The 2,395-nt window shown below is 76.1% G+C and carries 3 protein-coding genes; 2 read left to right on the top strand and 1 reads right to left on the bottom strand.

Features of this window, described 5'->3' with window-relative positions:
• Positions 1 to 547 (top strand): selenide, water dikinase SelD (gene selD, locus AC0CYZ_RS18840; protein ID WP_472218085.1); only part of this gene is annotated, 547 nt, incomplete at its 5' end.
• 32 nt (positions 548 to 579) lie between these two features.
• Here the strand turns inward: selD and AC0CYZ_RS18835 are convergent.
• Positions 580 to 1,719, bottom strand: a complete 1,140-nt coding sequence (locus AC0CYZ_RS18835; protein WP_472218082.1) for a glycosyltransferase family 9 protein — start codon at positions 1,717 to 1,719, stop codon at positions 580 to 582.
• 107 nt (positions 1,720 to 1,826) lie between these two features.
• Between AC0CYZ_RS18835 and AC0CYZ_RS18830 the strand changes: the two genes are divergently transcribed.
• Positions 1,827 to 2,395: SDR family NAD(P)-dependent oxidoreductase (locus tag AC0CYZ_RS18830; RefSeq protein WP_472218080.1), on the top strand; the 569-nt coding region annotated here is incomplete at its 3' end.

Raw genomic sequence — 2,395 nt, 5'->3', positions numbered from 1 at the left:
CGGGATGGCCGTCACCGGCACCGCCGACCCCGGGAAGCTGATCCGCAACGACGCCGGCCGGGCCGGCCTGCCGCTCTCGCTCACGAAGCCGCTGGGCCTCGGCGTCCTCAACAACCGGCACAAGACGACCGGGGAGGTCTTCGCGGACGCCGTCGAGACCATGGCGGGGCTCAACGCGGAGGCGTCCGCGGCGGCCGTCGCGGCGGGCATCGTCGCCGGCACCGACGTCACCGGCTTCGGCCTGCTCGGGCACGCCTACAAGCTGGCGCGGGCCTCGGGCGTGACCGCCGTGATCGACCACGCCGCCGTGCCCTACCTCGACGGCGCCCGCGAGGCCGTGCGCGACGGGTTCGTCTCCGGCGGGACGCGGCGCAACCTGGCGTGGGTCGCCCCGGAGACCGACGCCGGCTCGGTGGGCGAGGACGAGCAGCTGCTGCTCGCGGACGCCCAGACCTCGGGCGGGCTGCTGCTCGTCGGCGAGATCCCCGGGGCGCCGGTGATCGGCGAGCTGGTGCCGGACGAGGGCGTGAGGCTCCGCCTCATGTGAACGCTGGTCGTCGCCAGGACGACGACGATCGTTCACATGCGCTGCGCCCACAGGTCCAGCGCGGCCTCGCGAACGTCGGAGACCGGGACGTCGTGGGTGGCCGAGGCGCCGTGCCCGCACCACCCCTCGAGCACCCGCAGCCCGCACACCTGGCACCCGCCGTGCCAGGACACCAGCACCCGGTGCCAGACCCGGGTGAGCGGGGCGACGTCGGCGAGGTTGGCGTAGGTGAAGACGGCGACCGTGGGCGTGCCCACGGCCCCGGCGACGTGGCGCGGCCCGGAGTCGTTGCCGATCACGAGGTCGGCCCGGGCGAGCAGCCCCACCAGCCCGGGCAGCGAGAGCGCGCCGACGACGGTCAGCGGCTCGCGCCCGGCCGTCGTCCTGAACCCCTGCGCGACGCGCGCCACGCGCTCGGCGTCGGACTCCCCGCCGACCACGACGACCCGGGCGCCGTCCAACGACGCGGCGACGTCCCCGAGCCGTTCCTCGGGGTAGCAGCGGCGGGCGTCGGTGGCGCCGGGGTGCACGACGACGAGCGGGTCGTCCGCCGCGGGCACGACGTCGAGGGAGGCCGCGAGGTCGTCGGCGGTCACCGACAGCCGGGGCTCCACCCGGGAGGCCGGGGCACCCACCGCGGCAGCGAGCTCGTTCCAGCGCAGGGTGTCGTGCTGGTAGGGCGTGTAGGGCACCCAGCGGTCGGGCCGGGGCGCGCCCGGCGCGGCGGTGCCCGCGGTCACCCGGGCCTCGAGCCGGTCGAGCAGGCGGTTGGAGTTGCCGCCCCCGCCGTGCATCTGGATCGCGAGGTCGAAGCCGTACACGCGCAGCGGCGCGACCCAGGCGTCGAGCTCCTCCTCGGAGACGTTCGGCACGGAGTGGGGGTACGCCCGCACGCCCTTGACCGGGGGCACCACGACGACGCGGTCGACGGGGGAGGGGCGCCCCGCCAGCAGCGCCTGGTGGTGCGGCGCGCCGAGCAGGGTGATCTCGGCCTCCGGGTAGGCCGCGCGCACGGCCGAGAGGGCCGGCTCGGCGACGACGAGGTCGCCGAGGCCGTTGGCGCGCAGGACGGCGATCCGGTGGACGTCGGGCACGGTCGGCACCGGGTCGGCGGGCACGCCGAGCGCCGGGGCGTGCGTGCGCCCGGCGGCGCTCACGGGAGGGGCGTTCACGTCGCGTGATGCTGGCAGCTCCGCCGGGACCTCGCCGATCGGACCCGGCCCGCCCGCGGGACGGCGGCCCTTCCGCGCGCCGCCCGGGCGACCTACGGTCGGCGCCCGTGAGTGAACGCGCTGCCATCGTCACCGGGTCCGCCAGCGGCATCGGCCAGGCCATCGTCGACCGTCTCGTCGCCGACGGCTGGCAGGTCCTGGGGGTCGACCTCGAGGAACCGGACCTCAAGGGGGCCGAGGGGCTCGGCGCCGACCTGACCACGCGGGCGGGCAACCGCGCCGCCGTCGACACCGCCCTCGAGCGGTTCGGCCGGATCGACCTCGTGGTCCCCAACGCCGGGTTCCAGCACGTCTCGCCGGTCGCGGACTTCCCCGAGGACCGCTGGGACGCGCTGCTCGCCATCCTGCTGACCAGCCCGTTCCTGCTCGCGAAGTACGCCTGGCCCTCACTGCTGCAAGCCCCGGACGGAGGGCGGTTCCTGGCGATCGCCAGCGCCCACGCGTTGGCGGCGTCGCCCTACAAAGCCGCCTACGTCTCGGCGAAGCACGGAGTGCTCGGGCTGGTGAAGACGCTCGCCCTGGAGGGTGGCGAGGCGGGCATCAGTGCCTCGGCCCTCTGCCCGGGCTACGTCCGGACGCCGCTGGTCGAGAAGCAGATCGCCGACCAGGCCAAGGC

Source organism: Actinomycetospora sp., assembly GCF_055612215.1.
Note: the sequence above shows the minus strand (reverse complement) of the source record. Positions and strands in the feature narration are given on the sequence as shown.